The following is a 26,913-nucleotide window of genomic DNA, read 5'->3' as shown; positions in this document are numbered from 1 at the left end:
TCAATCAATCAGGCACGCATTTCAACTTCAAAACTGCAGTTCGCCGACAGATTCACAGATCCGAAAATCCTCACCCTTACACACTGACTGCGCCTGCTACATTCACAACCACGGCAGGGATGGCGCCCGATGTTTACCGTGATTTCTGTCACCTACCAATCATCAAATAATCTCGTATCCAACTTTCCTGGAGTAAAAGAAAAATGAGAAAGACGCTTTCCGCGTTGCTCACGACGCTTATTGCCTTTTCCGCCACCGCTAATGCCAATGGCGAAGACCAGCGCTACATCGTGAAATATAAAAGTGGTAAAGGTCCGGCAGTAATGGCTGCGGTCAACGCAAGTGGGGGACGTTCCGCCAAAGCACTGGAAAAACACAGCGCCATGGCCGCCTACCTGCCAAGCCATGTGGCGCAGTCGCTGGCCAAAAACCCCAACGTGGAATATGTCGAGGAGGACGTGAAGCGTTATCCGCTGTCTGAGTCGGTGCCCTTCGGCATCCCCATGGTGCAGGCGGACCAGCTGAGCGATATGAGCGCGGGCAACCAAACCGTGTGTATTATCGACTCCGGTTACGACATCAGCCACGAAGACTTATCGGGTAACACCGTCACCGGTAACTACGATAGCGGCACCGGCAACTGGTACGAAGATCAGAACGGTCACGGCACGCACGTTGCCGGCACCATTGCCGCCATCGGCAACGGCAAAGGCGTGGTAGGCGTAATGCCAAACGCCAACATCAAGCTGCACATCGTTAAGGTGTTTGGCGCAGACGGCTGGGCCTATTCCTCGTCTCTCGTGGCCGCTGCAGAAGAGTGTGCGGCAAACGGTGCGAGCGTGATCAACATGAGTCTCGGCGGCACCTTAAAGTCCCGCACCGAGCAGAACGCCTTTGCCGATCTTTATGCGAACCAAAATATTCTGTCGATCGCCGCAGCCGGTAACGACGGCAATACCCGCCACTCCTATCCCGCGTCTTATGACGCTGTTGTTTCTGTCGCGGCTATCGACAGCAACAAGTTGGTCGCGGACTTCTCCCAACAGACCGGACAGGTTGAACTGTCCGGGCCGGGCGTAGACGTATTGTCTTCGGTACCTGTGGGTATGGGGCTGTCGACCACCCTCAGTGTTGCCGGTAGCGATGTCGAAGCGGCCGGTATGGACGGAAGCCCTATGGGCAGCGCCACCGGTGCACTCGTTGACTGTGGCCTCGGCGAGTCGGCCTGTGCCAACGCGAACGGCAAAGTGTGCCTGATTTCTCGCGGCAACATCAGCTTCGCTGAAAAAGTGCAGGCCTGTGAAAGCGGCGGCGGTATCGCGGCAGTGATCTACAACAACGAGCCCGGCATGCTGTTTGGCACCATGGGTGAAACCGTTACCGGCATTCCGTCTGCGGGTATTTCCGATACCGATGGCGCCGCACTGCTAGGCCAGATCGGCGACAGTGCCACCTTGGCGATCGAACCCAGCGATTACGCGTTCTTTAACGGCACCTCCATGGCAACACCGCATGTAGCCGGCGTTTCCGCTCTGGTATGGAGCCACTTCCCCGCGTGTTCCGCAAGCCAGATCCGCAATGCACTGGTCAGCACCGCAGAAGACCTGGGTAGCGCCGGTCGCGACAATGCCTACGGATACGGTCTGGTGCAGGCAAAAGCCGCGGCCGACTATCTTGCGGCAAATGGCTGTGACAACGGCGGCGGTGGTGATGACGGCAATGACAAGCCTTGCCGTGGAAAAAACTGCACCCAATAAATAGGCGCTTTGCGCTTCCAAACTTGAAAGCAGTAAACAAAAAAGGCTTGCCGGATATTCGGCAAGCCTTTTTATTCTACCTAGTTGAAAGAGTTAAGCAGGTAGAATCACTGGCACATCGAGTAACGTCTTATTGACGTTGCAGATCGCCGATACAGCGATTGTACTCATTGATGTACACAGAACTGCCTCGGTTAGGTACTGCGTTGGATTTATCCGCAGCAGCGTTACGACAGCCCTCAATCTGGTCTGAAGTCAGACCAACACCAGGATTAGTCACTACAGACGCATTTGGAGTGGACTGATGATCCATTACACGAGGCGGGTTGGTTTCATAGAAGTAACCACCTTGCTCGTTGAAACGATAAAAGGTGTCACCGCTTTTGTAATAGGTGTTACCCAAAATTTGCACTTCCTGAGCGCCAGAGGGCAGCTGAGTCATAGTGCTTTGAGCATGGGCAAAACCCGCAATGGAACAAAACAGAACTACAGGTAACAGGTAACGCATGATGATCTCCTCATCTCCCAATGTGTTCGGAAGTCTATTCACGGTATCTGGGCATCCCAACAGAATTTCTGAAAATAAAACCGTTGCAATGACTTCAAAGTGGGGATGAGTCGTAGATTAATTTTCCTGCTCGCTTTCCTGTTTTTGCTGTTCGCGCAGCTCCTCTAAACGTTGGCTCGTTTGTGCCGCCGCTGGCTTTTCCGGGGCAAAATTTTCTACACTACCGCGCTCTGAGCGCAACGCACGTTCGGTGGCCTGTTGTTCGTCACTATAGTCCGGCGCCAGCTCCAATTTCGGTCCATTGCTGCTGAAACCCAATAAAACCCAGATAAAAAACAGCAAACTGAGCAGACGAATGACCAGTGAACGGTCCAAGAGCCAGTGCAGTCCTTCGCCACGGCGGCGCAAAAACTGAATCCGCACCAGAATATTCAGCACCAGTAGCACACACGCCGCGACAACCACCCAGCTGGCGAGCCCTCCGAGGGCACCCGCCAGCCAGTTGGCCACCTGTGAGTTGAATTCCATCAGCCAGCCCTCACTTAGCGCTTGCGCGCGACCTGTTTCATTTGTTCGGAGAACACCGCCTGCTGCAAGCCAATAGTGCCCAATGCTTCGACCGGCACAAACACCTTGTTATTTGACTCGGCCATGGTCTCCAGCACCTCGAGTGTGCGGTAAGAGAGGTACTTGTCAGTAACCGACTTGGCCAGCAGGTCATTAACCTCTTTCTGCCCCATGGCTTTCTCACGGGCAATCGCACGGTTCATTTTTTCCCGTTCCAGATCCCGCTCCATCTGGATCTTCTGGATTTCAAACTGTGCCTTCTCCTGCTCAATCAGCTCGCGGCGCTCCGCGGCACGCTCCTTGGCCTCAGTGATGACCTTCGGAAACTGCACATCCGCGATACCCAGACGTTTGATCTTGATGGGTGTTCCATCCAGCGAGGAGGCGACAGCGGAAAATAGCTCCTGGCTGAGCATTTCACGGCTGGAGGCAATTTCATTGATCGAATACTTGGCGATCACCCGCCGTACCACGTCGCGAATAACCGGCTGCGCATAGGTGTTGTACACCTGGCTTACGGAAATATTGCCATTCTGCGGAGGCATACGGTCAAAGATATTGTCGATGTATTTTTCGTTTACCGCCCCGGTCATCCGGATATCAAAGCTCATATTGAGCTGATCTTTAGGCATAAACAGTTTGAATTTTTCCAGGTGGCCGAAGTCCGCAATCGCCAGGGTCACCAGTTTGTCGCAGTAGAACAGGCACATATCCAGGCGGAATTTGGACGGCGGCACGGTACTTGGCTTATAGCCATTTTTGGTGAGAACCTTGCCGACGTGTGCCGGCGGCACCTCCACCCGGTCTGCGCAGGCAGTCAGGCCCAGAAAAGGCAGTATCAAAAGAAGGACCGGCAACTTCAACAGCTTTGGCATTTCCATATATCCCTAAATTCATTATTCACTCGGGCGAGTACCTTAAAGAGCTATTTACCCCGGGGCAAGTTGCTCAATCTACGTACACCCCGCAGAACTCCCACAAGAAAAACCTACTTGCCTGTGATCTAATTACCCCTTTCTCGCCGTTTTCGGAATCCATCAAGATGCAAACTGAATTTCTTACCGCGACCCTGTTTAATCTGGGTTTGAACCTGCTGTATACCATTCTCGCGCTGCTGATCGGCATGGTTGCGCTGCTGCTGATCGATAAAAAGCTGCTCAAGCATGTGGATATCGAGGGCGAACTTAAAAATGGCAATGTCGCCGTGGCCATTTTTGCCTCAACCATCCTGATCTTCGTTGCAATGATCATCTCTTTCGGCCTCAAGGGCTAGGGCATCACCGTGAGATCCCTGTTCTTCTATCTGGCCATGGGTTTGCTGATGATGTTGCCGGAACTGGTGCGGCACTGGCAGGCTCTGCCCGCCGAGCACGCCCTGCAGCAGCACCAGCTCGCGGTCATGCAGAGTGAAAAAGGTACGGATGCGGTTAAAGATGAGCAGAAAGGGATCGTAAAGATTGCCGGTAGCTACTCCCCACTCACCGAAACGATGGTGCAGCAGGCGGTGTCGAAACGCAGTGAGCAGCAGAGCAGCTATATCTCTATCTGGAACTGGCAGGGCATCGAGGCGGTGACCGCCTCCGCCCGCGGGCTGGACAGCCAGCACCACTTTGCCAACAGCTACCTGGTGGGTTTCCAGCCATTTGAGACCGAGGCTTTATGGGTGCCGCTGTACACTCTGGCGGTCCGCAAGGAATACCAGTACGACCATCTGCAATACGCCGGCCTCGCCGATATCTGGCAGACTTCGCGCCAGGCGTATTACCAGAAGCGCGGCGATTGCGAAGACCATGCGATCCTGCTGGCCGACTGGCTGATTAATCTGGGCGTGGATGCGCGAGTGGCACTGGGAACCTACAAGGGTGAGGGCCACGCCTGGGTCGTGGCCATTGTGGATAACACCGAGTATTTGCTCGAGGCCACCAGTAAACGTCGCCAGGCCAGCTGGCAAGCCATGCCGCTCGCCGCACTGACCGAAGGCTATGAAGTGGAATTCCAGTTCAACCGCGATTACTTCTGGGCGAAAACCACCGCAGCGCCGACGCGCCGCTACCGCGGCGATCACTGGATTCGAAAGTCACAATTTATTCGCGGATAAAAGTACGCCGGCAATCTTCAGCATCAAGCATTACCGGCTCTGCACATTTCCCCCAGTTCTTGTCGCTGTCCGGCCTAGATCGGCGAGCCCGGTGGCATCGGTTTAAGATCTCCTTTCTCCACCTTCAATTCGCCATCCATAAACGCGGCGATACGGTTTGCCTCATAATAATAGTGGGCGTTGTATCCGTGTGGATCCTCGCCAAACAATTTCATCGCGCCGATCGCATGCTGAAATTTAGCCAGTTCGAAATTCGCCCGCGCGCGGGCGGACTCCGGTGCCTGCTTGTTGTCTGCCAGTAACATCAGGTGGTGGATATACACGTGGTTAACCCGCTGGTGGATGGCCGCCTGGAGCCCGGTGTATTGCCCGCTCGTCAATGACTGTTCGGTAAGCTGCGCCAGCAGGGTATTGAAGCCGGGGCCATCGCCGCGACGCGCCTGCTGCTCCTGCAGACGGGCAGCACGCTGGGGGTCAAGCAATATGGAGAAGGTATGCCCTGCAGCTGCTTCCGCCATGGCGATCCCGTCAAATGCCACCCCGGTGTAAGCGGGGAAGCTTTCATTGCTGCGACTGTAGCCAAACGCTTTGGGCGGCAAGAGTTTCAGTACGCGCTCCGGCAGGGTTAAGAACTCCGGCCGCAGGGTTTGCGCCAGCGCATCGATCGCCTGCTGCTGTTGTTCTGCGGATACCAGTTGGTAACTCGCGTCACCCGCGTCATTCGACAGGTAGTCGTAATCCAGCCCGCCGATCAGCTTGCCGACCGCCTCGGCCTGGTAGCGATGGCCGTAGTACACCGGCACCAAGGTTTCATCCAGCGACGAGCGTGCAGAATCCGCCACGTTGGCTGCAGGACCAAAGTTCTCCAGTGCGTGTTTGCGCAGCTCGGTCATCCGCTGGAATTCGTCCAGCGGCTCACGCCCGTTATCCCAGAGATGGGAATAAGCATGGGCATTATTGATGCTGCGAGAGTCCCGATCGGTAATAAAGCGCAGCTTCTGTTGTTGCGCCTCTTCGAGCACACTGTCGAGATATTCCGTTTCATCACCCTCGGCCACACCGTAGCCATAGCGGATCGCCAGCTTATCCCAGACGCCAATACCCGATGCATAAGCATTCTCCACATCGAGCTTGCTGCCAGCCAAAGTGACCAGCGGGGCTGGATAGTCCATTACCGACGCGCGATCTTCCGTGCTGGAAATAAAATTGTGCGCAAGGCCGATGGTGTGACCAACCTCGTGGGCGGAAAGCTGGCGAATACGCGCGAGCGCCATCGCCTTCAGCTGTTCCGTATCCGCATCCTTGTTGCCATAGGGCTGCAACAGGCCCTGAGCGATCAGGAAATCCTGGCGTACCCGCAGGGACCCTAGGGTGACATTCCCCTTCAGAATTTCACCGGTGCGCGGATCATAAATCGAATACCCATACGACCAGCCGCGGGTGGAGCGGTGCACCCAGTTGATCACGTTGTAACGCACATCCAGTGGATCCGCGCCTTCCGGCAGCAGCTTCACCTGAAAAGCGTTTTCAAAGCCGGCCGCCTCAAATGCGTCATTCCACCAGCTTGCGCCATCGATCAGGGCACTGCGTACCGGCTCCGGCACACCCGGGTCAATGTAATACACTATCGGCTCTACAGGCTCGTTGCTGCCCGGGCGCTTCTCCAGTCGATGCCGGAAGATAAGCCGCTGATCCATGGGTTGGTCGATGGCGGTGGCATAGTCACGGAAAATCAGCGGGAAATACCCGGAGTTACTGTGAAAGCGTCGCGGCTGGTAACCGTCGTCCGGGAGGGCCACCAGAGAAATATGCTGGCGTAAGGTGGCGAGCTGTGGGGTCGGCACCACCTCCTGCATGTATTGGCCCGGATCACTGCCGGCAAAAGTGAGCTGTGCCTCAAATTCACTATTCTGCGGAAAGTTTTTGGTGCGCGGCAGGTAGATCGCAGAACGATCTTTATCCAGACTGTAGCTGCCCTGCCCAGCCTGCTTGAGCCGTGCAGTAATACCGTGCTGGTCGCTCAAGACAAACGGAGTGAAGTCCACCAACACCGCACCCCCTTCTTCAGCCAGTACCTTAAACCCCCAAATCACCGAGGACGCAAAGGCTTCGGATACGGCGCGACGTTCTGCCGGATTATCCGACAGGGCCCGATATTTCAGATTTACCTGGTGCAACAACACCTTGTTGCCCACCCGCTCAAATTTAACCACACGGCTTTCGCCCACCTGGTTACGGTCCAGGCCAACCGGGTTGGACCCCAGCCCCTGCGCGAGCCCGGTGAGCAAGAGCAGCTCGCGGTCGAACGCATCGACCTGCAGTAACAGCCGCCCCTGCTGGGGGTCCCAGAAGTAATCAAACAGCCCCTGCTGCCGCTCCATACCGGAGGTGATTGTGGCAATTGACTCCGCGCGTGAAAAAACGCTGAGAGATAAGGCACCTATTAACAGAACAACAGCAATAATCGACCGACGTGGCATGGTCCCCCCAAAAACATATTGGTCATTGTTAGACAATGCGGAAGAGTACCATCCGCACAAATCCAGTTCACCGCATACCATGCAAAGCCTGTGATTTGGTACCGCGACTTCCACTGATCTTCAAAAACACTCGCTTCACCCTCCGAACGGGCACCCCCACCATCCATCCGCACTCGTTGGCACGGTTAATGCTTTTTACAACCTGTTCAACGAAGAACAATCTGGGGGAGCCGATGAGTTTCGAGGAAATTTCTCTATTTATCCTACTGCTTTGCGCTGCAGGTTTGATTGCAGGTATCACCGCGGGACTATTTGGAAATGGTGGCGGGTTCGTAGTGGTTCCTGCACTACTAGCGGTGTTCCCTTTCCTGCACAGTGCCAGCGACGAAATGATGCGCGTCGCGGTAGGCACCTCACTCGCCTCCATTGTAATTTCTTCGGCACGCTCGGTGCAGGCCCACAGTAAACGCGGGGCAGTAGATTTTAAGGTATTACGGGACTGGTCCATATGGATCGTTTTGGGGGTCGGCGCAGGCCTCTACATCGCATCCTTTACCGACAGCAAAAGTCTGATCTATGTGTTTGCCGGGGGTGTATTGCTGTATTCCATCTATTTTCTTTTCCCCAATTTGTTCGACGGTCTAAAGGGCAAGCTTGAAATGCCCACAGGATTTGCCCGTGCGAGCCTGGCAAGCTTTCTAGGGGGATTTTCTTCCTTACTCGGCATCGGCGGCGGCACCATAACGGTGATGACCATGGTGCTGTGCAATCGACCGGCGCACCAAGCTGTGGCAACCGCTTCGGGTATTGGTTTTCTTATCGGGCTTCCAGGCGCCATCGGTTTCCTGCTGATGGGCCTGGGCGCACCAGACCTGCCAATAGGTTCCATCGGCTATATCAATGTTCCGGCACTGATCGCCATCTCAATTTTTTCAATTATTTCTGCGCCCATCGGTGCGCGCTGGGCGCACAGCCTGAACGAGCTGCACCTCAAGCGTCTGTTTGGCGTTTATTTGATAGCAGTGTCCATGGCGATGTTTGCCAAGGCCTGACCGACAAAACACGGTGCCAATCAAATGCACCACCATTGACCTTACCGGGAGGAAAATAATGCATAAATCGCTCAGCAGAAGGTTATTTCTACAGGGGGCGACGGCCGGCGTCTCCGCCGCTCTGGCGGCGACAAGCACAGCCAGCCTGGCCGCAAGCGCCAAAGAAATAACACGCCCAACGCCACTATATGGTCCGCCTCCAGGCGTCGCAAAACTCAATGCTAACGAAAACCCCTACGGGCCAAGTCCGGCTGCACTCAAGGCAATGATGGAGGCAAGCCAAAAAGGGGCCTATTACGTCTATGACAGCGTCATGCGCCTGAAAACCATGATTGCTGAACGACATGGTTTGACCCCGGAGCATGTCACACTCGGCTCTGGCTCCAGCGCCGGACTCGCTGCCGCGGCAATCACTGCGGCGCAGACCGGGAATATTCTCGGACCAGACTTGTTCTGGGATACCACATCGCGCGTGGTTGAGATTCAGAGTATTGGTGAGATTAAACGACTGCCAAAACTGGAAAGCCTGGCCATTGATCTCGATGCCATGTACAACGCTATCGATGACAGCATCTCCATGGTTCAGGTGACCAATCCGAACAACCCGACGGGTATGCTGATCAACCCGGAAGCTATGCGCAATTTTTGTATCAAGGCATCAAAGAAATGCACCGTTCTGGCCGATGAGGCGTACAACGAACTCACCGACAACAGCGATCTGAATACAGTAATACCTCTGGTAAAGGATGGGCACGACATTATCGTCGCACGTACGTTTTCCAAGATTTACGGATTGGCCGGCATGCGCGTCGGGTATCTGATTGCCCAGCCGGAAAAGATCGAGCAGATGGAAAAGTATGGGCTCGGCTGGTACGGATTGAATCAGGCCGGTCTTGCTGCTGCGATTGCCTGTTACGAAGACCATCGTTTTATGGATTACTCGCGCACAAAAGTTCTGGAAGCCCGTGAGATGGTCACTGCGGCACTGAAAGAGCATGGACTTTCCGCACTCCCCTCAGTGACCAATTTTATGTTTGTGAACCTCGGAGATCTGAATGCGGAAACTTTCCGCGCAGAAATGGCCAAGGAAAACGTACTGATAAGAGGCATTTATCGCGATTACACCAATTGGTCGCGGGTCAGCATGGGGCATTTGGAGGATGTGGAGAAATATACCGCCGCACTACCCAAGGTACTGCATCGTATGAGCTGATGCTTTCCGTTGGATTCGCTCACTGGCCAGCTATGCTGGCCTTTTTTATGTCTGCGCTTCCGCCGTAAAAACTCAATTCAAAAAAATCCCCGCATTGCGGGGATCAAAAGTGCTAAGACAAACAACGTAATTAGAAGTCGTGGTTCAGGCTCATATAGTAGAAGCTTCCCTGCCAATCCACCACGGTGTCCGATGGGTAAAGTTGGCCACAACAGTAGTCACCTAGTGCATCTTTTTCCGGGTACTCATCAAAAATGTTGCGGCCACCAAGACTCACGTTGGTGTTATCCGTTATATGGTATTTGCCTTCCAAATCCACCTGCACCACTGAATCATAGGCTTGGTAAATCAGGCCACCATCGGAACCTTGCGAATTTTTGTAACTGCCGTACCAGTTTGCACGCGCCATAAAGGACAGCGCACCAAAGTCGTGAGTTGCAGTCACCGCGCCGCGCAGTGTTGGCTCAAAGTTTTCAAAATCGTACTGGTCCTCATCATTCAGATAGTCCGATGGATCCGAAGTAAATTCCGATTTGTTGTAATTCACCGATGCGGTGAGGTTGGTAGTGCTTTCATTGGCCCAGCTTAACGGGTACGTCGCGACCAGATCGACACCCTGGGTGCGGGTATCAAACGCATTGCTGAAATAGAAGACCCCACCAATGGACTCGGCACCAACAACGCCCGCATCGACTAGCGCCAGGTAGTTGTCGTATGCGGAGCCACTTCCACTATCGGCAGATACATCCAGGGTAGAGATCGCATAAGTACGGTCATCAACATCGATGCGATAGAAATCGATGGTCAAACTGAGATCGTCGAAATCAGCCGTCATACCAAAGGTAAAGTTGGTGGACGTCTCCGGTTTGAGAGGCTCCGCACCCAATGCCGCAGCGACATCGCTACTGGCCGGGAAAAGGCCGGTGGCAACCGGGAAGCCATTCGGCAGGCGGGTCGACACGTTGGTGGTGCCCTGCTGTCCTGGGGTGGGTGCACGAAAGCCGGTGCCAATGGATGAACGCAGGCCAATGCTGTCGGTCACGTCATATTGCATGGCCAGTTTACCGACCAGCTCTGAATCAAAATCGGAGTAGTCTTCAAAACGTACTGCGGCCTGTACAAACAATTGATCGGAAAGATCCGTGCTCAAGTCACCATACACCGCGTAGGAATCGCGGGAGTAGCTACCGCTGTACTCCGGCGCGTATCCGGGGAAGCCATTTGAGCCGACGCCCACCACCGTGTATACCGGGTCGCCGCCGTTCAGGCTACAGTCCAGGGTTGAACCGTTATCGATGACGGCTTGCCCTGAAGCTGTGGGTGTGCCGTTCGCGCTACAGAAATCCCATGGGTCCTGAGTCGCGTAGGGTCCCGCTGTGTAGGAATCGGCGTCACCGCCGCTGAGCTCATAAGACTCATCCATATAACTGAAGCCAAAGGCCGCGGTCACATCACTGGGTAGGCCAATACTCAACTCTTTGGAAAAGTCTGCCTGGATCTGCATTTCCTCATTGGCGAGCGTTCCGGGGTTAAATTTGGTTGGGCTGTCGGGCCCCATGGATGGATTGATAGTATTTTTCAGGGTGTACGCAACTTCCGAGTAACCGTAGCGCGCACTGAAATCGTACAGTAGTCCGGAAGTGGTCTCGCCTTTTACCCCGGATGCTGCCGAATAGTCGGTGACGTCACCGAAAAATCTTGGGGTAAAGCCGCCGGGGAATTTCTCCAGCGGGCTGTAAATGGAACCATCTTCGGTGCGAAGATCCATAATGGTGCCATTGTTCGGGTAACGATAATAAAAGCTGCCGTCGGCTTCGCTTTCGGAGTAGTTACCAAACGCATAAAGTTGCAGGCCGTCGGCAACATCGTAACCAGCGTTAAAGAACATGCGTGCAGCTTCCGCGTTTGGCTGCCCCCAAGGCTGCACAACATCGCCTTCCAATGAGGCAGTTTTTGCCGCTTCGATAAATTCCGGGTCCTGCTCTTCCAGACAAAACCAGGCTTCGCAGTACTGTTCACTGCGGGAAGTGAAGTCCTGCTGCGAGACCTCCGCGGAGATACTCAGGAAGCCAGCACTACCCAGGGGCATACCGACATTGCCAGTTGCAGTGGACTGGAAGCCATCACCTTCACTGTACTCACCGGTACGCAATCCAAAAGAGCCGCCCGCGGCATTGTCCTTGAGAATAAAGTTGATCACGCCCGCGATCGCGTCCGAGCCATATTGTGCAGCCGCACCATCCCGCAGCACCTCGACCGACTTCAAGGCAGAGCTGGGGATGGTTGCGATGTCCGGGCCCTGGGTGCCGGAACCGCCAATTTCCACCAGCGCCGCGCGATGCCGACGCTTTGAATTTACCAGTACGAGAGTTTTATCCGTTGGCATACCCCGTAATTGCGCCGGCCGGATAAAGGTTCCTCCATCACTGATGGGTTGGCGAGATACGTTATAGGAGGGGACCAGCGTTTTCAGAACATCGTTTGTATCCGTGTGCGATACCGATTCCAACGCGTCACTGCCAAACACATCCACCGGCACCGGCGAATCCGAGACCGAGCGCGGCTTTCCCCGCATTCCGGTTACCGCGACCTCTTCGATTTCTTCCGCCAGAGCTGGCGCACTGGATGCCATCGCACTACTGGCGATAATGGCGGCTACTGCATAACTGAGAGACTTCTGTTTAAGAGATTTGTGGTTCATTGGTGACCCCTTTTTTTTTGCGATTGCCATAACTTTTTTTTCTTGATGAATTTGTTTCGGGCAAAGGAACCCCCTGCGGCGCACTCGATTAGTGCTTGCAAACTTACGGGTAACTTTTTTGGTTCTCTAACGGCGCGACGCGGTTTGCGGCGCAATATTCAGCACAATATCCGGAGCGATATCCGTGAACATCAGTATTTGGTGATCAGTTACTCTGACACGAGCAATATGTGTGCCAGATTTTTTACCGGGCGGTGCATCCAAATACGCTCATCGATGTGTCATACCCAAAACACCTGTTATGGAATTCCCGATGAAGCTGATACTCCCCTTTACTTTCGCCGCCCTGGCCACCATGGCAACCGTCACTTTCGCGGCGGAAGATATGTCCATTTCCCATGATGGCAATAGCTGCAATGTTTCCATGCATCATCAGGTGACCGTTGGGCCGGACTTCCTGGAGGTGCGTGATGAAAACGACCTGACACCACTGATTGCATTCAGCAAGCCAGATCAGCTGGCTGTGGGCGATGATGGCCTGACTCTGACGGCGGATCAGCAAAAGCTGATGCAGCAATACCAACAGCAACTGCACCACACCGGCGAAGAGGTATCCCTGCTGGCAGTTGCCGCAGTCGACGTGGCACTGGAGGGGCTGGGCATTGCATTGACGGCCCTGGCGGGGCCCGACGACCCGGATACCGAATACTTCCTGCACGAATCCAGCCTGATCCGCAGCGAGGTTATCGCCAAGCTGCAGCACCCAGGCGATGTCTACTCATTTGGCACCCCGTGGGTGGAAGGGGTACTGGAAAGCACCCTTGAAGAAGAACTGGAACCACGCATCGCAGCACTGGCAACCCGTTCTGCCGGCAAGATCGCCTGGCACGCGATGAAGGCGGTATTTACCGGCGGCCGTAGTGTAGAGGCTCGCGCCGAAGCGGCGGCAGAAGAAGCGGAAGCATTAGTAGAAGAAAAAGCGGAAGCATTGGAAGCCCGCGCAGATACGCTGTGCGCGCAAATGGAATCTCTCGACACGCTCGAGACCGAGCTACACCGCGCCATTCCAGAGCTGAATGGGCTCGACCTGATTAAATTCGATCGCCGAGGTTAACGGACCACCTCGAGAGCGAGACTCCTAACACTCCCCAAGTGTTTGGCCGCATCCCCCTAAAGGTATGCGGCCTTTTTTATTGGGCGGTCAGGATTTTTTATCCACACCCAGCTCGCCTAGGGTCTGTGCCATATCCTGGGCACTGGTGGCAGGCTGGATATCACGATCAATCTTCAAAATATTGCCATCTTTACCAATGTAGAAAGTCACACGTTTGGCCATATTGAGTACCGGCATTTTCACGTCGTAGGCCTCGGCGACCTCACCGGTGGGGTCACTCAGCAGGGGAAAGTCTGCTTTCATCTCTTCGGCAAACTTGGTGTTGTCTTCCAGGTCGTCAGTACTGGCCATGAAATAGGTCACGTCATAAGCACGAATCAGATCACCATTTTCAGCCAGCGACTTGCACTCAATGGTGCAACCTTTGGTAAAGGCTTTCGGATACCAGGCAATCACAACCGCCTGCTTGCCCTTGAAATCGGACAGCGTGTAGGTTTTTCCATCGGAAGCCTTCAAAGAAAACTCCGGCGCCGGGCTTCCCACCTCGAGTGCCATTGCTGGAATGGTTACAACAAATAGCGCCACCAAAAAAAACAATGCTCTCACTTTCCTCTCCTTAACCTTAATTGCGACTAAAAAGGCAGGTCTGCCTTACTCAATAATTATTTGTCCACGGTCAGTGTGGGGTTTTTCCCCACAGTCTTCAATGGATAGTCCTCTGGAGAATACGGTTTTTTGTGCAATTCGGATCAGGAACCGCCTCACGCTCTACGCTCTACGCTACTATGGCACGCTTATCCAATCACGCAGGTGCCTTGCGGGACGCGGGTAGACACGAGAATGACATTCTAGCGTGCCAGAAACTCTGAAAAGCGTGCTTCCAGATCAGCAGCGGCAACAAGCTCACCTTTACGGCGCAGGATTTCAATCACACACTCGGCAGTACACAGGCCGCCGTCGCGCTGGTTGCGACGTAAATTGAAACGTGATGGGCGACCGGGTGTCAGCTCAACACGGAGGGCGCTATTCAGGTAGGCGCTGCGGTTAAACATTTTGCGCGCTTCCTGCCAGGTCGCATCCAGCAGAATAAACGTTTGGCAATCCTCCACGGAGAGAGGTTCCGTAGAGGCATTCCCTCCGTGTACTTCGCTAGCCGGATATACCAGCCCCGTATCAGCTCGCTGCAAAAGCTGCAGCAATTGCACATCCGGCTCGGTGCGCTTCCATACCACACGGCGCACTACGGCTGCCGCCTCCCCCACCAGCGCTAACTTGCCGGTATTTGTGGGCTTGGCCAGTTCACGCTCATGGGTAAGCAGTATGATCTCCACGTGGCTATGTAAGTGACTGCCCATGCAGGGCGCGGGTCACATCAAGCATACGATTGGCAAAGCCCCACTCGTTGTCGAACCAGATCAACACCTTGACCAGCTTGCCCCCAGCCACTCGAGTCTGGCTGGCATCGACGATGCCGGAGCGCGGGTCGTGGTTGTAATCGGACGAAGTCAGCGGTTCTTCACTGTACCCAAGCACTCCACAGTATCCGGTTTGCGCTGCAGCCTTGAGCACGGCATTGACTTCCGCCTGGGTGACCGACCGATGCAGCTGCACCGAGAGATCGATGGCGGAAACGTTGATGGTGGGTACACGCATGGCCTGGGCTTCAAACTTGCCGGCCATTTCCGGGAGTATGCGTTCGATGCCGCGGGCGAGCCCGGTATCCACGGGAATGATAGAGCCGATGGCTGAGCGCGTTTTACGTAAATCGGTGTGGTGATAGGCATCGTTCACCGGCTGATCATTCATCGCCGAGTGGATGGTGGTGATCACCCCTGCATCAATGCCAAAGGCGCTGTCCAGCGCGGCAATTACGGGAATGCTGCAGTTTGTGGTGCAGGAAGCGGCGGAGATGATGGTTTCCTCTCCGCTCAGCGTGCTGTGGTTAACCCCATAGACGATGGTGGCATCGACGTCGTTTTTCGCGGGCTGCGAGAAGATGACTTTTTTCGCTCCGGCCTGGAGGTGCAGTTCGGCGCGCTCGCGCTCGGTAAAACTGCCGGTGCATTCGAGGACAATGTCGACTTGAGGCGAGCGCCAGTCGAGGTCTTCCAGCTCGCTGTAATGGGTTACGGAAATCTTGTCGCCGTTCACCAGCAGGGTGTCGTCCTGCACGGCAACGTCGCCGATAAAGCGACCGTGGACGGTATCGTATTTGGTGAGATGGGCAATGGTGGCACAATCGGCCAGCTCATTGATGGCGACGATCTGCAGTTGATCGCGCAGGTTGGATTCGTACAGGGCTCGCAGAACGCTGCGTCCTATGCGGCCGTAGCCGTTGATCGCGAGTCTTATCGGGTTGGGCATGTATACCTCGGGCTATGTCCACCGCCCTTGGTCAATGCTCGGTTGTCGTGCGGTGGCGGCTGGCTACCGGATGCGGATTTTCAGGATCACTGTAAACCCATCCCTGGGCGTTGCGGCGCAAACCTCCTGTTTGCGACGCTCCTGAAAATCCGCATCCGATACCCAGCCTGCGATTCAGACCCCGCTCATTTGCTGCGGAGTCGAACGTTTTACTTCAGCAGACCTTCTACAGCCTCAACCACTTTATCGGTGGTGATGCCGAAGTGCTTCATCAGGTCACCAGCCGGTGCGGATTCACCGAAGGTTTCCATACCGATGATGGCACCGTCAAAGCCGACAAACTTATACCAGTAGTCCTTGTGCGCAGCTTCCACGGCAACGCGGGCGCGCACGGAAGACGGCAGTACGGATTCGCGGTAGTCGGCGCTCTGTGCAGAGAAAGCTTCGGCACACGGCATGGAGACAACGCGCACCTTGCGGCCGGAAAGCTGTTCGGCAGCGGCGGTGGCGAGTTCGACTTCGGAGCCGGTGGCGATGATGATCGCTTCCGGTTCGCCGTCGCAATCACGCAGGATGTAACCACCCTTTTCAACGTTGGCCAGCTGCTCATCGGTACGCGCCTGCGGGGCCAGGCCCTGACGGCTGAAGATCAGCGCGCTGGGGCCTTCGCTGCGGGCGATCGCCATTTTCCAGCTTACCGCGGACTCGGTGGCGTCACAGGGGCGCCAGGTCTGCAGGTTCGGGGTGGCGCGAAGAGCAGTCAGCTGCTCTACCGGCTGGTGAGTCGGGCCGTCTTCACCCAGACCGATGGAGTCGTGGGTGTAAACGAAGATGACCTTTTGCTTCATCAGCGCGGCCATACGTACGGCGTTGCGGGCGTATTCCATAAACATCAGGAAGGTCGCGCCGTAAGGTACGAAGCCGCCGTGCAGGGCGATACCGTTCATGATGGCGCTCATGCCGAATTCGCGCACACCGTAGTAAACGTAGTTACCGGAGGCATCGTCTGCGCTTACACCTTTGGTACCCGACCAGATGGTGAGGTTGGAGCCGGCGAGGTCAGCGGAGCCGCCGAGGAATTCCGGCAGCAGCGGGCCGTAGGCATTGAGGCTGTTCTGGCTGGCCTTACGGGAAGCGATTTTCTCGGCATCCGCCTGGCACTGCTTGATGTACTCGTCGGCCTTGGCCATGAAGTCCGCCGGCAGCTCGCCGCTCATGCGGCGTTCAAATTCGGCAGCCAGTTCCGGGTGAGCGTCTTTGTAGTCTTCGAAGATGTCTTTCCACTCGTCTTCCTGCGCTTCGCCTTTGGCGCGCGCGTCCCACGCGTGGTACAGGTCTTCAGGTACGTGGAAAGGCTCGTGTTTCCAGCCCAGGGTTTCGCGCACCAGGGCGATTTCGTCGTGGCCCAGCGGTGCGCCGTGACACTCTTCGCGACCCTGCTTGTTCGGGGAACCAAAGCCGATCACGGTTTTGCAGCAGATGATGGTGGGCTTGTCGGTTACCGCGCGCGCCTCTTCAATCGCCGCCTTGATCGCCGCCGAATCGTGACCGTCTACGTTCGGGATCACGTGCCAACCGTAAGATTCGAAACGCTTCGGCGTGTCGTCGGTGAACCAGCCTTCTACTTCACCGTCGATGGAAATGCCGTTGTCGTCGTAGAAGCCGATCAACTTGCCCAGGCCCAGGGTACCGGCCAGGGAGCAGGCTTCGTGGGAGATGCCTTCCATCAGGCAGCCGTCACCGAAGAAGCAGTAGGTGAAGTGGTCCACCAGCTCGTAGCCATCGCGGTTGAACTGGGCTGCCATCACTTTTTCGGCCAGCGCCATGCCCACCGCGTTGGTGATGCCTTGGCCCAGCGGGCCGGTGGTGGTTTCTACGCCCGGGGCATAGCCGTATTCCGGGTGACCCGGGGTCTTGGCGTGCAGCTGACGGAAGTTCTGCAGCTCGTGGATGGACAGGTCATAGCCTGCCAGGTGCAACAGGGAATACAGCAGCATGGAACCGTGGCCATTGGACAGCACGAAGCGGTCGCGATCCGCCCACTCGGGGTTGGCCGGATTGTGTTTCAGATAGTCGTTCCACAGCACTTCAGCGATATCTGCCATGCCCATGGGGGCGCCAGGGTGACCACTGTTGGCTTTTTGGACCGCGTCCATAGACAGGGCGCGGATGGCGTTAGCCTTTTCTGTGCGAGACGGAGTAGAAGACATAGGGATCTCTCGGTTTGGGATCTTCGGTTCATCAGATGCGCTGCGGTTCCGGCTCTGACGGCCAGTATGCCGCGGTACCTTTCTGCCGGCGCTTATGCTGTCCGGCAAAACGGGGGGCGTATTTTCCCGTACTACCCGGTGGGGCGTAAAGTCTAAGGGTTCGTTTCTTCCTTCAGCACAGCAACATTTTCCTAACAAATCGCAATCCAGCTGTACCCGCGGGATTCTCCATGGAATTCACCCCATCTGCATCAATTTTTTTAAATACAGCTAAATCAAAAATTTTTGATATAGATCAAAAGCACTGCTAGACTCCCCGCCATGCTTGAGTCCAATAGTGCCTCCAGCCAAGCGGCCGGGGATGACAAACAACATACCAGCAACCAGATTCCGCAACTGGCGGCGACCCTGAAGGCCGCCGGCGATCCGTTGCGCCTGGAGATATTGCGCCTGCTGGCGCAGGACTCCTACAGCGTGCTGGAGCTGTGCCACATCTTCGACCTGCGCCAGCCGGCACTGTCGCACCACCTGAAGGTGCTCTCCCAGGCTGGACTAGTGAGCAAACGCCGCGAGGGCAACAACCTGTTCTACCGGCGCACCGCCAACAGCGACCTCCTCCAGCAACTGTTCAGTGGTCTCGACCAGCTGCCGCTGGCCGCTGACCGCGCCGCCACCGTGGCCCAGGTTGCCGCCGAGCGTGCCGAGGCCTCGCGCCGCTTCTTTGCCGACTACGGCAACCGCTTCCGCGAACAGCAGGAGCTGATCGCCAGTTATAGCGTCTATGGGCCACAGGTAGCACAGCTGCTGAAACCCGGCCGTCACGCGCTCGAGGTTGGCCCAGGTGAGGGAGAGTTCCTGGAAGAGCTGACCAGTCGCTTCGGCACGGTAACCGCGCTGGACCTTTCCCAGACCATGCTCGAGCGAGCGCAGGCGTTTTCCGATGAAAAGGGCCTGCAGAATATCGAGTTCGTGTGTGATGACACACGTGCCGCCGCAGCCCGCCCGGAGAGTGCGGACTGCATTGTGGTGAATATGGTGTTGCACCACACGCCAGATCCCGCGCAGATTTTTCACGATCTGCAAAAGTCTTTAAGGGCCGGCGGGCAGCTACTGATTACCGACCTGCACGACCACGCGCAGGACTGGGCACGGGATGCCTGCGGCGACTTGTGGTTAGGTTTCGCGCCCCAGCAGTTGATCGAATGGGCGTCGGACGCAGGCCTGAGCAAAGGGCGCAGTGTGCACAGCGCGCTGCGCAATGGCTTCCAAATTCAAATTCAGGAATTTGTGAAACCCTGACAATTCCCAAAAAACGTCTTCAAGCAGCAAACCATTTACGTACTAGCCAAGTACTAGGCAGTGTCGGCGGGAGAAACCGCAGTTCCCCGCGCCAGCATAGGAATAACGGAAGCGCGCCAAGCGCAATAGGAGAACTCAGCATGAGTGAATACAGCATTTTTACTTCGGAATCTGTCTCCGAAGGCCATCCAGACAAAATCGCCGACCAGATTTCCGATGCGGTACTGGACGCCCTGCTGGCACGCGACAAAAACGCCCGTGTTGCCTGTGAAACCCTGGTAAAAACCGGTATCGCAGTTATTGCCGGTGAAATCAGCACCAGCGCCTGGGTCGACCTGGAAGACCTGGTGCGCAAGGTAATCACCGATATCGGTTACACCTCTTCTGCGGTGGGATACGACGGTGAAACCTGTGGTGTAATCAATGTGATCGGCAAGCAGTCTGTGGATATCGCCCAGGGCGTGGATCGGGTAAAACCGGAAGACCAGGGCGCCGGTGACCAGGGTCTGATGTTCGGCTATGCCACCGACGAAACCCCGACCTTCATGCCGTCCCCGGTGTACTACGCACACCGTCTGGTAGAGCGTCAGGCAGAAGCGCGCAAGTCCGGCCTGCTGCCGTGGCTGCGCCCAGACGCGAAGAGCCAGGTTACCTTCCGCTACAACGAACAGGGCGAGCCCTGTGCGATCGACGCGGTAGTGCTGTCTACCCAGCACAACGAAGAAGTGTCCCAGGAAGATCTGCGCGAAGCGGTTATGGAGCTGATCGTGCACCACGTGCTGCCGGCCGACCTGCTGCATGAAAACACCAAGTACCACATCAACCCGACCGGCAAATTTGTGATCGGTGGACCTGTGGGCGACTGCGGTCTGACCGGCCGTAAAATCATCGTGGACACCTATGGCGGTTCCGCCCGTCACGGCGGCGGCGCTTTCTCCGGTAAGGATCCATCCAAGGTTGACCGTTCCGCAGCGTATGCAGGCCGCTACGTAGCGAAAAATATCGTCGCCGCCGGTCTCGCCAAGCGCTGTGAAATCCAGGTTTCCTATGCGATTGGCGTCGCCGAGCCGACCTCTGTTTCTATTAACACCTTCGGCACCGGCAACATCAGCGACGAAAAGCTGATCGAACTGGTGCGGGAAAACTTCGACCTGCGCCCCTACGCAATCTCCAATGCGCTGGACTTGCTGCACCCCATGTATCAGCTGACTGCTGCCTATGGCCACTTCGGCCGCGAGCCGTTCGAGCACAGCTACAAGTGGATCGACAGCAACGGTAAGGAACAGGTAGAGACCTTCACCGCTTTCCCGTGGGAAAAAACCGACAAAGCGGAAACCTTGCGCGCTCAAGCGGGCTTCTAATCAAAAAAACACCGAATACAGAGGCCCGCACGGGCCTCCAAGAAAATTCTCAAGGATCTAACTAGTGAACCAAATGAGCACCGAATTTAAAGACTTCAAGGTTGCAGACATCAACCTGGCCGACTGGGGCCGCAAGGAAATTGAAATTGCCGAAGGCGAAATGCCGGCACTGATCACCCTGCGTGAAAAGTACCGTGCGGAGCAGCCGCTGGCAGGCGCCCGCATCATGGGCTGCATCCATATGACCATCCAGACCGCGGTGCTGATTGAAACCCTGGTGGCGCTCGGCGCAGAGGTGCGCTGGTCTTCGTGCAACATTTTCTCCACTCAGGATCACGCCGCTGCGGCCATCGCCGCGCGCGGAATCCCGGTATTTGCCTGGAAAGGTGAGACCGAAGAGGAATACGAGTGGTGCCTGGAACGCACCATCGGCGCAGACGCCGCTGGCTGGCAGCCAAACATGATTCTCGATGACGGCGGTGACCTCACTGAACTGCTGCACCGCAAGTACCCCGAGCTGCTGGACAACTGTCACGGCATCAGTGAAGAAACCACCACCGGTGTACACCGCCTGCAGGACATGCTGAAGGCAGGCACCCTCAAGGTGCCGGCGATCAACGTGAACGACGCCGTAACCAAGAGCAAAAACGACAACAAGTACGGTTGTCGCCACAGCCTGAACGATGCCATCAAGCGCGGCACCGACCACCTGCTGTCCGGCAAGAAGGCGCTGGTTATTGGTTACGGTGATGTGGGCAAAGGCTCAGCCGCGTCCCTGCGTCAGGAAGGCATGATCGTAAAAGTGACCGAGGTTGACCCCATCTGTGCCATGCAGGCCTGTATGGACGGTTTCGAACTGGTTTCCCCGTACATCAACGGCGAGAACAATGGCACCGCAGATTGCATCGACCGCGCCCTGCTCGCCAATACCGACCTTATCGTGACGACTACCGGCAACGTGAATGTGTGCGACGCGCACATGCTGGCGGCGCTGAAGTCCGGTGCAGTGGTGTGCAACATCGGCCACTTCGATAACGAAATCGACACCGCGTTTATGCGCGAAAACTGGGAATGGCAGGAAGTAAAACCGCAGGTGCACAAGATTGTGCGCGACGCGGCGAGCAACGATCACCTGCTGCTGTTGTCCGAAGGCCGCCTGGTGAACCTGGGTAACGCCACCGGCCACCCCAGCCGCATCATGGACGGCTCCTTCGCCAACCAGGTACTGGCACAGATCCATCTGTACAAGGAAAAGTTTGCCGACCTGCCCGCAGACCAGAAAGTGTCCGCGCTGTACGTAAAAGTACTGCCGAAGCACCTGGACGAAGAAGTGGCCAAGTACATGGTCGAGGGCTTTGGCGGTGTAATCACACGCATGACCGAAGACCAGGCCAAATACATTGGCGTATCGGTTGACGGCCCGTACAAGCCAGAAAGCTACAAGTATTAAGATGCCTCAGGACCGGTCGCGCACCACCCTCGCGACCGGTATCCGAGGGAACGGAAAAGAACAATGAGTGATTTACGTATTAGTTTTGAGTTTTTCCCCCCCAAGACCGAAGAGGGTCGGGAGAAACTGAAGAACACCCGCGAGCAACTGCAAGCATTTAACCCGGAGTTTTTCTCCGTTACCTACGGTGCCGGCGGCACCACTCGCGATACCACCGCCAATATTGTGTGCGGCCTGCGGGAAAAGGGGGTTTCCATTGCGCCACACCTGTCATTTGGCGGCGACAACGAAGAGATCGTGCTGGGCCTGCTGAACCGCTACAAGGGAGCCGGTGTCGATCGTATCGTGGCCCTCCGCGGTGACATGCCTTCCGGTATGGGTGCAGTCGCCCAGCTGGTGTATGCCAACGAACTGGTGGCTTTTATCCGCCGCCATACCGGTGACCACTTTCACCTGGAAGTTGCGGCCTACCCGGAAATTCACCCGGAAGCAGAAAGCTACGACGACGATATTCGCTACCTGAAAGGCAAGTTTGACGCAGGTGCAGATAGCGCCCTGACTCAGTACTTCTTTAACCCGGATGCGTACTTCTACTTCCTGGACCAGTGCGCCAAGGCCGGTATCGATGCGCCGATTTATCCGGGCATCATGCCAATCACCAACTTCACCAACCTGGCACGCTTCTCGCGCAATTGCGGTGCAGAAATTCCGCGTTGGCTGAAATACCGCATGGAAAGTTTCAGCAATCCGGAAGATGTGAAAAAGTTGGGGTTGGAAGTGGTTACTGACCTGTGCGAAACCCTGCTCGAGGGCGGCGCACCGGGGCTGCACTTCTACACCATGAACCAGGTGGGACCGACGGCCAGTATTCTGGATGCACTCCAGTTGCAGCAAGAAGCCTGATTCCATTTCGCGGGCGGCGCCGTTAGCGGCGCTGCCAACTCTCAATTCGCTGGCGCTCCACTTCCCCCGTCTCGGCCAGCTTTCTTCGGCGACCCCAGGCGCACATTGAGTGGCTTGCCGTCAAAGTCGATCACCCGCACCACCAGCCGTCGATTTTTCTCACGCCCGCGCTGGGTAGCATTATCCGCGATAGGATCGGAATCACCGAGACCTGCGGCTTCCACTCGGCCGGAATCAATCCCTCGCTCCAGCAAAAACTGACGCACCCAGTCTGCACGCCACTGCGAAAGCTTGCGGTTTTTGTCGGGATCACCGGCATTGTCCGTATGCCCCTCCACCACAATTTTGAGTGCGGGAAAATCGCGCATGATGACAAGCAGGGCCTCGACGTCCCCCAGCGTATCCATCTTCGGAGCAAAGCCACCGGGAATGAAATCCACAGTCAGTACAAAGGTATCCCCCTGCTCTCGCGCCTGCCCCATCAAGTAGCGCACCATATCATCGCCAAATGGCGCCGCTGCGCGGGCGGTTTGCTCGCTCAAGCCGTTGCTCACGAGATCCCGCGGATCAAGGGTGTATTTCTTGGTGGGGTCGGTACAGCCCGTCGCAAGCATGATCGCGAACACAACAGGCGACACTGTGTGGGTATAACTACGACGGGTACGCGATGAAGACTTCGGACATGCGTGGGGCATGGGGCCAACTCCTTAACCAGAACGGGCGCCCGCAACGAAAACAGGCGCCTAGCGTTTTATCGATTCTAGAGTCGGAGAAAAGTATTCCCTAGGCGCTGCTACCCTAGGCGCTACTAGAGAACGCCCCCAGCCAGCATTTGCTATGGCCATATACCCTTTGGATTGCGCGATGCACAAGCGAATTTCTGATAAGACCGGAGGGACTCTAACCTTCACAAAATGCCCCAAGCCCTCTGGGAGATGGCTATGAACAAACAGCTCCTGCTTACTATCCTCGGCATTGCCGCTATTGCCTGGGCACTGGTATTTAACGCCAAGGTCACCGCGCAGCAAATCGTCACCGTCGATCCGGGAGATGCCTGGCTGAATGCCAGTGAAGGCTATCAGGAGAAAGTAACCTGGCGCATTGCCAGTAAGGGCGGTGCCGCCTCACCGCGCGGAGTATTTGTCAATCTGGATAACAATGAAGAGCTTGCGGTAGTGGACCAAATTCTCGAGTTCAGTGGCGACAGCGGTCAGCTGACGGAGATCGTACAGATTTCTCCGGTGCAGGCGCGCAGCTGGCATCAGAAAGGGGTGAGAAGAGTTGGCTACCGCCGCGTGTTTGCCGGCCCTGCAGGTAGCCTTTCCAACCATATCCTGTTTGATCTGGACTCCAGCGGTCGCCTGGCACAGGTAGAAGCCTCACCACCTTCACAGACCGTGAGCGGCAAATCCCGTCAAATGATGATGGCATGGAATCTGGATAGCGACCTGGGCAACATCAGCGCGACATCCACCAGCGGACAATTTCTGGTGGGCGACACAGTGATTTACGAGGTTGCTGAAGCGGTCACCGCGCAGGCCGGTAAGCCATTGCGAGAAACCGTTGAATTACCGCCGGGCCTGGTGCGGTCACTGCTGGCGCAGGGGATTAATGAGGTGCGCTACACCCGGACTTTTGTGGATGAAAAGGATACGCGGCGCAGCGCTTCGGTGGAAGTTCAATTGACGGAGTAGCGACCCACTACGTCAGGCCCGCTTGCAACGGGTTAGCTGGAACCAGAAAAACCCTTCCAGCAGTATGCCAAGCACAAGGAAGATGGCACCGCCGGCCGGGATGCCGAATACATAACAAGCGATCGCTGCAAACAGACACGCGAAGGCGATAAATATCCTTTTCAAGGTGCTCATAGCTTTAGTCTCTTTTTGCCTCGTTATTTTTCTATTTAGTTACTTTCTGTATGTCAGTTTTCCAGTGTTTCTCAAAAATAATCCAGCAGCAACTGCATATCGTTGATCACCCGCGCACCCTCCGCTTCCAGTTGGCGCGTGCGTGTAGCGTGCTGACTATATCCGATCACTGGCATGCCTGCCGATACCGCCGCTTGTACCCCGGCAATAGAATCCTCAACCACGAGGCAGTGCTCGGGGGCCACATTGAACTGCGCCGCACTGTGCAGAAACAGGTCCGGCCAGGGCTTGCCGCGACCGACATCGTCGGCGCTGTAGATGCGCCCGGCAAAGTAATCCCACAGACCGGTCTTGTTTAGCGTGATCTGCATTTTCGCGTGCGGACCGGACGAGGCCACGCAGGTTTGCAGGTCTGTGGTCTGTAACTTGTCCAGCACCTCATGAATACCGGTCACCGCCTCCAGCTCTGAGTGGAACGCGGCGCGAATACGGCTCTCTGTTGCATTGAAGTAAGACTGCGGCAGCGGGCCACCATAACGGGTTTCGATGTCGAGAATACAGTCTTGGGTAGAGCGGCCGCTGAACTCTTCATCCAACTGCTCGGCGGTTGCCGGCATACCGAGTTTCGTCATTTCCTCGGCAACCACGCGACACACGATCGATTCGCTGTCCACCAGCACGCCATCGCAATCGAAAATAACCAAACGGGTTTGGGTGGCAAAGCTATCCATGTTACTTCCAGTGTTACTTCTATCAGGTTGCGGAGATTAACAGGATGCCGATCAATACACCCGCAGCGCCCGCGACACGGACAACGTTTTCATTGCCATGGGCAATATTCAGTACGAACTCGCGGGTGCGCTCATAACCAGCCTGCAACGCGTAGGCACCGATCACCACCAGCAAGATGCCCAGCACATTGAACAATGTGTCCCAACTGCGGGTATCGGAAATCAACAGGAAGATAATGCCAATAACAATCCGCGCCCAGGCACCAAAGTAAAACATCTGCGGGTTCATGCGCTCGCCGAGATCGCGCGCGATCTGTGGCTTGAGGATAATCAGAATCGACATGGCGGTAATGGCAACGCCAATCAACCAAACGAGAGCTTTCATAGTGTATTCCCTGTTAGATATCGCCCCATTGATATTGCAGCACCGACAGTGCCGCTACCGGCGCCGTCTCGGTACGCAACACCCGCGGCCCCAACCGCAGCGGGTGAAAGTCCTGCTGCAGTGCCAGCTCAATTTCCTCTGCCGACAAGCCACCCTCCGGCCCCACCAATAATAGCGCGGCATCTGGGCGCCCGGATTGCTGTTCCAGCTCCGCCAGGGTCGCATCGGTGCGATGGTGCAACACCAGCTTCAGCGCCTCGCTGTCCTTGGCCTGATCGAGCAACTGCGGTAATTTCAGTGGCGGTAAAATCTCCGGCACCAGATTGCGCGCGCATTGCTCACAAGCACTGATGGCAATCTGCTGCCACTGGCCCAGCTTTTTCAGCAGGCGATCACCGGAAAGTTTCACCTCACAGCGCTCGGTAAACAGCGGCTGAATCTGCGCCACCCCCAACTCGGTGGCCTTCTGGATCACCCAGTCAAAACGATCGCCACGGGAAATACCAATCGCCAAGGTGATAGCCAGGGGCGACTGCCTGTCACCCTCACTAAAGGCGCCAATTTTCACCCGCGCCTTTTTGCCCGCCTCAACCAGTTCGGCCGCGTACTCACCGCCATAACCATCAAACAAAATAAGCGGACGCCCCGGCCCCAGGCGCAACACCTTAACCAGATGACGCGACGCCGCTTCATCGAGTTGAAGCTCTGCTTGGCCAGCCAAAGGCTGCGAAGAAAAAATACGAGGAATACGCAAAGGAACTTCCAGATCCAGGAAAACATTGCGAGAAGAGTAATACAGGCAGAGAGGAAGTTGTAGCTAGACAGGAATACGGGATAAGGCCGTTTGGTGGC

25 protein-coding genes are annotated in these 26,913 nt (G+C 56.0%); 11 read left to right on the top strand and 14 right to left on the bottom strand.

Features of this window, described 5'->3' with window-relative positions; all coding sequences use genetic code 11:
- Window positions 1-203 precede the first annotated feature (203 nt).
- The gene (locus ACP15R_RS22450; protein WP_224868594.1) at window positions 204-1,757 is read left to right on the top strand and encodes a S8 family serine peptidase; all 1,554 of its coding nucleotides are present in this window, start codon (window positions 204-206) and stop codon (window positions 1,755-1,757) included.
- Between the two features lie 130 nt (window positions 1,758-1,887).
- On the opposite strand, the gene ACP15R_RS22445 is transcribed toward ACP15R_RS22450, so the two are convergent.
- The 3 genes from ACP15R_RS22445 to ACP15R_RS22435 form a co-directional block, all read right to left on the bottom strand.
- Window positions 1,888-2,265 (bottom strand): hypothetical protein, encoded by a 378-nt coding sequence (locus ACP15R_RS22445; RefSeq protein ID WP_077407230.1) that lies wholly within the window; start codon window positions 2,263-2,265, stop codon window positions 1,888-1,890.
- Window positions 2,266-2,382: 117 nt separating this feature from the next.
- Window positions 2,383-2,793: a hypothetical protein gene (locus tag ACP15R_RS22440; RefSeq protein WP_224868593.1), complete on the bottom strand. Its 411-nt coding sequence runs from the start codon at window positions 2,791-2,793 to the stop codon at window positions 2,383-2,385.
- Between the two features lie 14 nt (window positions 2,794-2,807).
- Entirely contained in the window at window positions 2,808-3,707 is a 900-nt protein-coding gene (locus ACP15R_RS22435; RefSeq protein WP_224868592.1) for an SPFH domain-containing protein, read from the bottom strand.
- 167 nt (window positions 3,708-3,874) lie between these two features.
- On the opposite strand from ACP15R_RS22435, the gene ACP15R_RS22430 reads away from it, so the two are divergent.
- Together ACP15R_RS22430 and ACP15R_RS22425 are read left to right on the top strand one after the other, a co-directional pair.
- Window positions 3,875-4,105 carry a DUF350 domain-containing protein gene (locus ACP15R_RS22430; RefSeq protein ID WP_010132325.1) on the top strand — a complete coding sequence of 77 codons (231 nt, stop codon included), beginning with the start codon at window positions 3,875-3,877 and terminating at the stop codon, window positions 4,103-4,105.
- A 9-nt stretch (window positions 4,106-4,114) separates the two neighbouring features.
- Window positions 4,115-4,930, top strand: a complete 816-nt coding sequence (locus ACP15R_RS22425; RefSeq protein WP_224868591.1) for a transglutaminase-like domain-containing protein — start codon at window positions 4,115-4,117, stop codon at window positions 4,928-4,930.
- 74 nt (window positions 4,931-5,004) lie between these two features.
- Here the strand turns inward: ACP15R_RS22425 and ACP15R_RS22420 are convergent, their stop codons facing one another.
- The gene (locus ACP15R_RS22420; RefSeq protein WP_224868590.1) at window positions 5,005-7,410 is read right to left on the bottom strand and encodes a zinc-dependent metalloprotease; all 2,406 of its coding nucleotides are present in this window, start codon (window positions 7,408-7,410) and stop codon (window positions 5,005-5,007) included.
- A 233-nt stretch (window positions 7,411-7,643) separates the two neighbouring features.
- On the opposite strand from ACP15R_RS22420, the gene ACP15R_RS22415 reads away from it, so the two are divergent.
- On the top strand, window positions 7,644-8,462 hold the full coding sequence (locus ACP15R_RS22415; RefSeq protein ID WP_424988270.1) for a sulfite exporter TauE/SafE family protein: 819 nt from the start codon (window positions 7,644-7,646) through the stop codon (window positions 8,460-8,462).
- A gap of 58 nt (window positions 8,463-8,520) precedes the next feature.
- Complete coding sequence (locus tag ACP15R_RS22410) at window positions 8,521-9,675, top strand: pyridoxal phosphate-dependent aminotransferase (RefSeq protein WP_224868588.1); 1,155 nt, start codon at window positions 8,521-8,523, stop codon at window positions 9,673-9,675.
- A 130-nt stretch (window positions 9,676-9,805) separates the two neighbouring features.
- Here the strand turns inward: ACP15R_RS22410 and ACP15R_RS22405 are convergent, their stop codons facing one another.
- The gene (locus ACP15R_RS22405) at window positions 9,806-12,376 is read right to left on the bottom strand and encodes a TonB-dependent receptor plug domain-containing protein (protein WP_224868587.1); all 2,571 of its coding nucleotides are present in this window, start codon (window positions 12,374-12,376) and stop codon (window positions 9,806-9,808) included.
- 313 nt (window positions 12,377-12,689) lie between these two features.
- Here ACP15R_RS22405 and ACP15R_RS22400 point away from each other — a divergent pair, with 313 nt between their 5' ends.
- Window positions 12,690-13,490: a DUF2884 family protein gene (locus tag ACP15R_RS22400; RefSeq protein ID WP_224868586.1), complete on the top strand. Its 801-nt coding sequence runs from the start codon at window positions 12,690-12,692 to the stop codon at window positions 13,488-13,490.
- A gap of 87 nt (window positions 13,491-13,577) precedes the next feature.
- On the opposite strand, the gene ACP15R_RS22395 is transcribed toward ACP15R_RS22400, so the two are convergent.
- From ACP15R_RS22395 to tkt, 4 genes are all read right to left on the bottom strand, one after another.
- Window positions 13,578-14,096: a peroxiredoxin gene (locus tag ACP15R_RS22395; protein ID WP_224868585.1), complete on the bottom strand. Its 519-nt coding sequence runs from the start codon at window positions 14,094-14,096 to the stop codon at window positions 13,578-13,580.
- Window positions 14,097-14,338: 242 nt separating this feature from the next.
- Window positions 14,339-14,821 carry a tRNA-uridine aminocarboxypropyltransferase gene (locus tag ACP15R_RS22390; protein ID WP_318247433.1) on the bottom strand — a complete coding sequence of 161 codons (483 nt, stop codon included), beginning with the start codon at window positions 14,819-14,821 and terminating at the stop codon, window positions 14,339-14,341.
- Between the two features lie 4 nt (window positions 14,822-14,825).
- Window positions 14,826-15,854 carry a type I glyceraldehyde-3-phosphate dehydrogenase gene (gene gap / locus ACP15R_RS22385; RefSeq protein WP_224868583.1) on the bottom strand — a complete coding sequence of 343 codons (1,029 nt, stop codon included), beginning with the start codon at window positions 15,852-15,854 and terminating at the stop codon, window positions 14,826-14,828.
- Between the two features lie 209 nt (window positions 15,855-16,063).
- On the bottom strand, window positions 16,064-18,064 hold the full coding sequence (tkt, locus tag ACP15R_RS22380; RefSeq protein WP_224868582.1) for a transketolase: 2,001 nt from the start codon (window positions 18,062-18,064) through the stop codon (window positions 16,064-16,066).
- Between the two features lie 321 nt (window positions 18,065-18,385).
- On the opposite strand from tkt, the gene ACP15R_RS22375 reads away from it, so the two are divergent.
- The 4 genes from ACP15R_RS22375 to metF all read left to right on the top strand — a co-directional run bounded on the left by ACP15R_RS22375 (window position 18,386) and on the right by metF (window position 23,077).
- Window positions 18,386-19,363, top strand: a complete 978-nt coding sequence (locus ACP15R_RS22375) for a metalloregulator ArsR/SmtB family transcription factor (RefSeq protein ID WP_224868581.1) — start codon at window positions 18,386-18,388, stop codon at window positions 19,361-19,363.
- 140 nt (window positions 19,364-19,503) lie between these two features.
- Window positions 19,504-20,724 carry a methionine adenosyltransferase gene (metK, locus tag ACP15R_RS22370; protein WP_222248754.1) on the top strand — a complete coding sequence of 407 codons (1,221 nt, stop codon included), beginning with the start codon at window positions 19,504-19,506 and terminating at the stop codon, window positions 20,722-20,724.
- A 73-nt stretch (window positions 20,725-20,797) separates the two neighbouring features.
- Window positions 20,798-22,174, top strand: a complete 1,377-nt coding sequence (ahcY, locus tag ACP15R_RS22365) for an adenosylhomocysteinase (protein WP_224868580.1) — start codon at window positions 20,798-20,800, stop codon at window positions 22,172-22,174.
- Window positions 22,175-22,237: 63 nt separating this feature from the next.
- Window positions 22,238-23,077 carry a methylenetetrahydrofolate reductase [NAD(P)H] gene (metF, locus tag ACP15R_RS22360; protein ID WP_424988269.1) on the top strand — a complete coding sequence of 280 codons (840 nt, stop codon included), beginning with the start codon at window positions 22,238-22,240 and terminating at the stop codon, window positions 23,075-23,077.
- 41 nt (window positions 23,078-23,118) lie between these two features.
- Here metF and ACP15R_RS22355 read toward each other — a convergent pair whose 3' ends face one another.
- Window positions 23,119-23,772, bottom strand: coding sequence for an OmpA family protein (locus ACP15R_RS22355; RefSeq protein ID WP_224868578.1), 654 nt, complete (start codon window positions 23,770-23,772; stop codon window positions 23,119-23,121).
- 246 nt (window positions 23,773-24,018) lie between these two features.
- On the opposite strand from ACP15R_RS22355, the gene ACP15R_RS22350 reads away from it, so the two are divergent.
- Window positions 24,019-24,771 carry a hypothetical protein gene (locus ACP15R_RS22350; RefSeq protein ID WP_224868577.1) on the top strand — a complete coding sequence of 251 codons (753 nt, stop codon included), beginning with the start codon at window positions 24,019-24,021 and terminating at the stop codon, window positions 24,769-24,771.
- Window positions 24,772-24,783: 12 nt separating this feature from the next.
- On the opposite strand, the gene ACP15R_RS22345 is transcribed toward ACP15R_RS22350, so the two are convergent.
- The 4 genes from ACP15R_RS22345 to ACP15R_RS22330 form a co-directional block, all read right to left on the bottom strand.
- Window positions 24,784-24,945, bottom strand: coding sequence for a hypothetical protein (locus ACP15R_RS22345; protein WP_224868576.1), 162 nt, complete (start codon window positions 24,943-24,945; stop codon window positions 24,784-24,786).
- Window positions 24,946-25,016: 71 nt separating this feature from the next.
- Window positions 25,017-25,676, bottom strand: coding sequence for an HAD family hydrolase (locus ACP15R_RS22340; protein WP_224868575.1), 660 nt, complete (start codon window positions 25,674-25,676; stop codon window positions 25,017-25,019).
- A 22-nt stretch (window positions 25,677-25,698) separates the two neighbouring features.
- On the bottom strand, window positions 25,699-26,061 hold the full coding sequence (locus ACP15R_RS22335; protein ID WP_224868574.1) for a hypothetical protein: 363 nt from the start codon (window positions 26,059-26,061) through the stop codon (window positions 25,699-25,701).
- A 13-nt stretch (window positions 26,062-26,074) separates the two neighbouring features.
- The gene (locus ACP15R_RS22330) at window positions 26,075-26,815 is read right to left on the bottom strand and encodes a 16S rRNA (uracil(1498)-N(3))-methyltransferase (protein ID WP_224868573.1); all 741 of its coding nucleotides are present in this window, start codon (window positions 26,813-26,815) and stop codon (window positions 26,075-26,077) included.
- Between the last annotated feature and the right edge of the window lie 98 nt (window positions 26,816-26,913).

It is taken from the genome of Microbulbifer sp. S227A, from assembly GCF_049800935.1.
Note: the sequence above shows the minus strand (reverse complement) of the source record. Positions and strands in the feature narration are given on the sequence as shown.

Bases quoted from the DNA above. Each gene is read 5' to 3' on its own strand.
- ACP15R_RS22420 (WP_224868590.1), bottom strand. From the start codon at position 7,410: ATGCCACGTCGGTCGATTATTGCTGTTGTTCTGTTAATAGGTGCCTTA.
- ACP15R_RS22340 (WP_224868575.1), bottom strand. From the start codon at position 25,676: ATGGATAGCTTTGCCACCCAAACCCGTTTGGTTATTTTCGATTGCGAT.
- gap (WP_224868583.1), bottom strand. From the start codon at position 15,854: ATGCCCAACCCGATAAGACTCGCGATCAACGGCTACGGCCGCATAGGA.
- ACP15R_RS22410 (WP_224868588.1), top strand. From the start codon at position 8,521: ATGCATAAATCGCTCAGCAGAAGGTTATTTCTACAGGGGGCGACGGCC.
- ahcY (WP_224868580.1), top strand. From the start codon at position 20,798: ATGAGCACCGAATTTAAAGACTTCAAGGTTGCAGACATCAACCTGGCC.
- ACP15R_RS22415 (WP_424988270.1), top strand. From the start codon at position 7,644: ATGAGTTTCGAGGAAATTTCTCTATTTATCCTACTGCTTTGCGCTGCA.
- ACP15R_RS22335 (WP_224868574.1), bottom strand. From the start codon at position 26,061: ATGAAAGCTCTCGTTTGGTTGATTGGCGTTGCCATTACCGCCATGTCG.
- ACP15R_RS22435 (WP_224868592.1), bottom strand. From the start codon at position 3,707: ATGCCAAAGCTGTTGAAGTTGCCGGTCCTTCTTTTGATACTGCCTTTT.
- ACP15R_RS22400 (WP_224868586.1), top strand. From the start codon at position 12,690: ATGAAGCTGATACTCCCCTTTACTTTCGCCGCCCTGGCCACCATGGCA.
- ACP15R_RS22375 (WP_224868581.1), top strand. From the start codon at position 18,386: ATGCTTGAGTCCAATAGTGCCTCCAGCCAAGCGGCCGGGGATGACAAA.
- ACP15R_RS22440 (WP_224868593.1), bottom strand. From the start codon at position 2,793: ATGGAATTCAACTCACAGGTGGCCAACTGGCTGGCGGGTGCCCTCGGA.
- ACP15R_RS22405 (WP_224868587.1), bottom strand. From the start codon at position 12,376: ATGAACCACAAATCTCTTAAACAGAAGTCTCTCAGTTATGCAGTAGCC.
- tkt (WP_224868582.1), bottom strand. From the start codon at position 18,064: ATGTCTTCTACTCCGTCTCGCACAGAAAAGGCTAACGCCATCCGCGCC.
- ACP15R_RS22450 (WP_224868594.1), top strand. From the start codon at position 204: ATGAGAAAGACGCTTTCCGCGTTGCTCACGACGCTTATTGCCTTTTCC.
- ACP15R_RS22445 (WP_077407230.1), bottom strand. From the start codon at position 2,265: ATGCGTTACCTGTTACCTGTAGTTCTGTTTTGTTCCATTGCGGGTTTT.
- ACP15R_RS22430 (WP_010132325.1), top strand. From the start codon at position 3,875: ATGCAAACTGAATTTCTTACCGCGACCCTGTTTAATCTGGGTTTGAAC.
- ACP15R_RS22345 (WP_224868576.1), bottom strand. From the start codon at position 24,945: ATGAGCACCTTGAAAAGGATATTTATCGCCTTCGCGTGTCTGTTTGCA.
- ACP15R_RS22355 (WP_224868578.1), bottom strand. From the start codon at position 23,772: ATGCCCCACGCATGTCCGAAGTCTTCATCGCGTACCCGTCGTAGTTAT.
- ACP15R_RS22350 (WP_224868577.1), top strand. From the start codon at position 24,019: ATGAACAAACAGCTCCTGCTTACTATCCTCGGCATTGCCGCTATTGCC.
- metF (WP_424988269.1), top strand. From the start codon at position 22,238: ATGAGTGATTTACGTATTAGTTTTGAGTTTTTCCCCCCCAAGACCGAA.
- metK (WP_222248754.1), top strand. From the start codon at position 19,504: ATGAGTGAATACAGCATTTTTACTTCGGAATCTGTCTCCGAAGGCCAT.